Genomic DNA, 4,710 nt, shown 5'->3' with positions numbered 1-4,710 from the left:
TCTCGTTACCTATTTGAATTTCTCTAAAGGCGCTCACATGCGATTACTAATATTTTTATTGGCGCTTAGTAGCGCTTTTTTTGTTTCTGTGTCTCATTCATCAGTGCCTGATTTTTATGACCCTGACCCTGTTCCGGCTGAAACAAAATATACATCATCTTTTGAATGTGTTTCAAATGGGCATGTTGTCGGTACTACTTCAATAACTGGCTCATTAACAGAGTCACCTCATTCTGCATGTATTTCAGTTGTAATAGACCACGCTAAATCACAAATTGAATTATATAATCAATTTTGTAGTTTTCATGCTGATATTGTAAATGAAGATACTCGAACAATTAGCGTTGAATGGAAAAAGAAAACTTGGGATTCATGTTCAAATCCAACCGTTACAAGTTCTAAATATCCTTATGGGGCGAGAGCTGTCGGCGAACCACAAGAAACAACTTATTGCCCTCCTGAAGATTATCCAGATTATACAATTTCAGTAACTGACCCAAGCGGTCAGGCTCTTTGCTATAGGCTTAAATCTCACTGCCCTGAACCCACACCCAATGACCCCTTTGTTTTTGGCACTGGCGGACAGACTGAGAAGTGCTTTAAAAATCCAGATGGCACTCAGTGTAAAATAGAGACTGACCAAGATGGCGGTTACTACATACCTATTTCTTATGGCTCTGCCGAACCTGTCCAGTGTAAACGCCCACCTGATAAAGAAGTTGATAAAACGTCACCACCAGATGACAAGCCAGCACCTGAAGAAACCGATGACGCACCAGAAATGGCAGAGCTCGATGCTCTTAATAAAATCAACGACAACCTTGATGCAATGAATGAAAACCAAGTTGCGGCAAGCGATTCTAACGATGAACGCCTAGACCGTGTTGCTGAAGAAATTCAAATAGGTAACGAGATACTTGGTGAAATCAGATATAACACAGATTTAACCCAATCCAATACCGATGATACAAACGATTTGTTAAGTGAAACAAACGGATTATTAGCTGACATTTTAGACAATACAGGTGGCACACCTGATAACGGTGGTGAAGAACCTTGCACTGGTGATGACTGTCAAGAACCTGAGAAATTCACTATTTCAGTTCAACGAAAAAATGCAGAGAAAGGATTAAATTCAATATTCACAGACGAACAACGCCAAGTTATTACCGATGAAATAGACGAGAAAAAACAAGAAATTGAAGACTACTTCGAACAAATAGAAAGTGAGTCATCAGCTCTTTTTGATATTAACCCATCGTTGGGTGGTGGTTATGAGGAGCGAATCGAAGTAATTAAAGGTGTTGAGGTTGATATGGGTTTGGGTCGTCTATCATCCTTTTTTCAACTAATTGCAGCAGCAGTAATGCTCTGCTCAACACTAACCGCGCTTTATATTTTATTGGGGCCTTAATGTGAAAACTAAAATATTCATTTTAATCACTTTTTTCTTACCGCTTTTTGTCTTAGCTACGCCAACAAACTACGAAGGTTTTGAAGGCACAGCTAATGCAATAGGTGACTTCTTTAGCGATATTTGGTCGTTTCTTGATGATGATGTACCAAACTTTTTTGAAAGGATGCTTGCTTACGTTGTTGAAAAAATCACCCTTATGAAAATAGCAGCACAACTTGAGGCGTTAAAGCTCGCTTGGTCAGTTGCTAAAACCATTATGGAAAATTTTCAGCTTGCATCTAAAGTTCTATCTGCTGCAAACGGCCTACCTCAAGACGTAAAAGCTGCACTTGTTGATATGCGTTTCTTTGATGGTTTTAACATCATTATCCAAGCACTTTTAGCCCGATATGTAATGAGGTTTATATAAAATGGCATCATCAATTTTTCATGGTGCGCCAGGTTCTTTTAAATCGGCCAGCGCCACATGGTTTGAGGTATTACCCGCTCTAAGAAAAGGTCGCTTAGTTGTTACTAATATCGAAGGAATTTTACCTATCGAAGAAATCAAAACCGAGCTACAGGAGACATTTCCAGAGTCAGCACAGCTTTGGCGCTTATCATCACAAAATGAGGAAGGCCAAGCACTATGGCGAAATTGGTATCACTGGATGCCAACGGGTGCGCTCGTTTTAATTGATGAGGTGCAAGACGTTTACCCAACGGAAGCCACTTTCAAACCCGAAAGTTGTAACTATAAACACATCGATAACTACAAAGATTTGATACCCGTTCACTGGTATGAATACCATTACGAGCAGCTAGAAAAGTTCAAACCTGAGAACTTAACCAGCGGTGATACTGACGATTTAGGTAAGGAGTTATTCAACGAACATGGCCATATTATTTACCCCAAAACACTCAAAGAATGTTACATGCGACACCGCAAATACAACTGGGATATTATCGTCTGTACACCCGATATTACCTCAGTCCATAAGTACATTCGAAACGTCAGCCAGTACGCCTACTCGCATAAATACTTTGACGGACTCGCAAGCATCCCTTACTACAACCGCAGGCCGCGAATCTTCGAGCACAACCCAAAACTTGACGGTAAAACCCCAGTTAAGGGAAGTGTTACAACGTGGAAGAAAATCCCAGTCGAAGTACACAAGTGCTACAAATCGACAGCTACCGGAGGTATTACAAAAGGACAAGGTAAAAATCTCTTACTCAATCCTGTTTTTGCCTTTCCAATTGCTATGTTCTTTTTGTGCATATTGTATTGGTTATGGTATTTCACCAGTCATGAAAGCCCTGTTCAAAATGTCGAAGAAACCGCTAAAGTGGGTGTGGTCAATACTCAAAAAGATACTAGTTCTAATACTGATAATGGTGCTTTTCAGGTTCTTGATGGTCAACTTATTTCTGTAGGTTTACCCTATGGCGCTACTGATATTTTTGTTACTGGTGTTCAAGAGGTGAAGCGGCCAGACAGAACTCACCGTGAATTTATATTTGAATTCATCACTGAAAAGTACGGTAATTTTAGTATTGATTCTTACGAACTGGCGAGTATGGGCTTTAGTATTCAGTATTTCAGCCCGTGCAACGTAATCATTAGGCAGTCACAAACAAACTTTGCTTATCGGGCTTTTTGCAGCCCTAACCCTTATTCACAACCAGAACCAGATAATAATACCGATTCATCTATAGCACTTAACTCATTAATTTAGATTTTAACAAGCCGCCAAGCGAAGCCTGAGCGTAGCGGCTTGTTTAATCTATATACATTCATCTACTACCCGTCACTGGTGACACTATGACTAGAAATCAAAAGTATGAAGAAAAACAAAAATCCAAAGGTTTAAAGAAAATAACCCTTTGGATACCTGATGATTCCGAGGTTGAAATTAAGCAAATGATAGAGTTCTTAATTGATAACCCAGACCACATACCCTTTATGGCGCGCAACGTTAAAACGGGTCGTATGAAAAAGGCCGTTTAGTGGTACGTAACTTATTACGTACTTTTTACCTTGGTACGTAATAATCAACTCAATTATCACGTACCAGTACCTAGCTAAGCATACGAACCTATCACTTATGGCTTTAGCCATGTAGACCGCACACCGTTATTAATTCAGCATTGTTGTTGGTCGGTCGTAACCAAGCGCAGCGCAAACCATTTATTTAGTTACACATAACCCGCGCTTGCGCCCTTGATAAACAATTACGGAAATTCAGATAATGATGAAGCCGAGATTAACACCCCTCCCCCCGTATACTAATAGGGGGGGAGCGAAAATTAACACCTATGCCGATTTTGCATTGTGATTTTTAATAAAGGAGTAAATCACAATGGGAAATTTTAAAATGCAGTTTTTATCATTATTCGGCTTTGATTATGCAAAAGGCGCTAAAGAACTGGGTGTAAGTGAACGTCAAGTAAGGCGGTATGTGAAAGCAAATAAAGCATCTAAGCCAATTGAAAAGTTGATCTCAATTATGTATCGGGGCTACTTACCCCCTACTGGCCCGTGGGCAGATTGCAGAATTTCATACCATGACAACACAATGTCTACACCTTGGGGTAAAGTGAAACCGTCTGATGTTCAACTAGTTCACCGATATAAATGGTCAGCAAGGGAATCCGAAACCATGTACAAAATACTTAAGGAGCAAAATAAAACACAAGATGTATATTTATCTGACCTACAAAGCCAACTTTTAGATATAATCGGAGAAATATCACAAAGGACAGGCAGTTAAAATGGAACTAAATTATTTAAAATTATATTTTTCACTCACTCTTACTGGTTTAACAATATGGGGCGCTGACGAATCGCTTGATATTTACCGCGCCCATGTTGTTCAGCAAAAAGCTGAAGCCTTTGCTAAAAAACTAGAACTTGAAGCTAAATCACTAGCAATAAGAGCCCAAACCGATGCTTTACGACTAAAAAACGAAATGGCTGAGAACTCTAGAAAGCAAAGAGAACTTAACGCCGCTCGTAAAAATAATAATGAAATTTGTCGTTTTTGGACAAAGGAATACAAGGAAGTTAAGTCTGAAAGAAATAAACTAATGATGGATGGAGCTTGCGAAAGAGCAAGAAAAGATTGACGTACTGTCATACTTGACAGTAAAGGTAAGCACCTAATAAAAAAGGGCTTTTCGCCCTTTTCTTCATTATTACGTACGATAGATTATAGGATATCAGCTATCAGCTATCAGCTATCAGCTATCAGCTATCAGCTATCAGCTATCAGCTATCAGCTATCAGCTATCAGCTATCAGCTATCAGCTAT

Annotated in this window: 6 protein-coding genes; all 6 read left to right on the top strand. The window is 39.4% G+C overall.

Annotation, left to right across the window (positions count from 1 at the left end; all coding sequences use genetic code 11):
* Positions 1-1,414: hypothetical protein (locus ENH88_RS14510; protein WP_304183225.1), on the top strand; the 1,414-nt coding region annotated here is incomplete at its 5' end.
* A 1-nt stretch (position 1,415) separates the two neighbouring features.
* Positions 1,416-1,826 carry a DUF2523 family protein gene (locus tag ENH88_RS14505; RefSeq protein WP_304183223.1) on the top strand — a complete coding sequence of 137 codons (411 nt, stop codon included), beginning with the start codon at positions 1,416-1,418 and terminating at the stop codon, positions 1,824-1,826.
* Between the two features lies 1 nt (position 1,827).
* Positions 1,828-3,135, top strand: coding sequence for a zonular occludens toxin domain-containing protein (locus tag ENH88_RS14500; protein WP_304183222.1), 1,308 nt, complete (start codon positions 1,828-1,830; stop codon positions 3,133-3,135).
* An 86-nt stretch (positions 3,136-3,221) separates the two neighbouring features.
* Complete coding sequence (locus tag ENH88_RS14495; protein WP_304183221.1) at positions 3,222-3,407, top strand: hypothetical protein; 186 nt, start codon at positions 3,222-3,224, stop codon at positions 3,405-3,407.
* 352 nt (positions 3,408-3,759) lie between these two features.
* Positions 3,760-4,170 carry a hypothetical protein gene (locus ENH88_RS14490; RefSeq protein WP_304183220.1) on the top strand — a complete coding sequence of 137 codons (411 nt, stop codon included), beginning with the start codon at positions 3,760-3,762 and terminating at the stop codon, positions 4,168-4,170.
* Between the two features lies 1 nt (position 4,171).
* Entirely contained in the window at positions 4,172-4,525 is a 354-nt protein-coding gene (locus tag ENH88_RS14485; RefSeq protein ID WP_304183217.1) for a hypothetical protein, read from the top strand.
* The last annotated feature ends 185 nt before the right edge of the window (positions 4,526-4,710 follow it).

Source organism: Pseudoalteromonas prydzensis (assembly GCF_011050055.1).
Taxonomy (GTDB): Bacteria; Pseudomonadota; Gammaproteobacteria; order Enterobacterales; family Alteromonadaceae; genus Pseudoalteromonas; species Pseudoalteromonas prydzensis_A.
Note: the sequence above shows the minus strand (reverse complement) of the source record. Positions and strands in the feature narration are given on the sequence as shown.

Bases quoted from the DNA above. Each gene is read 5' to 3' on its own strand.
- ENH88_RS14500 (WP_304183222.1), top strand. From the start codon at position 1,828: ATGGCATCATCAATTTTTCATGGTGCGCCAGGTTCTTTTAAATCGGCC.
- ENH88_RS14495 (WP_304183221.1), top strand. From the start codon at position 3,222: ATGACTAGAAATCAAAAGTATGAAGAAAAACAAAAATCCAAAGGTTTA.
- ENH88_RS14490 (WP_304183220.1), top strand. From the start codon at position 3,760: ATGGGAAATTTTAAAATGCAGTTTTTATCATTATTCGGCTTTGATTAT.
- ENH88_RS14485 (WP_304183217.1), top strand. From the start codon at position 4,172: ATGGAACTAAATTATTTAAAATTATATTTTTCACTCACTCTTACTGGT.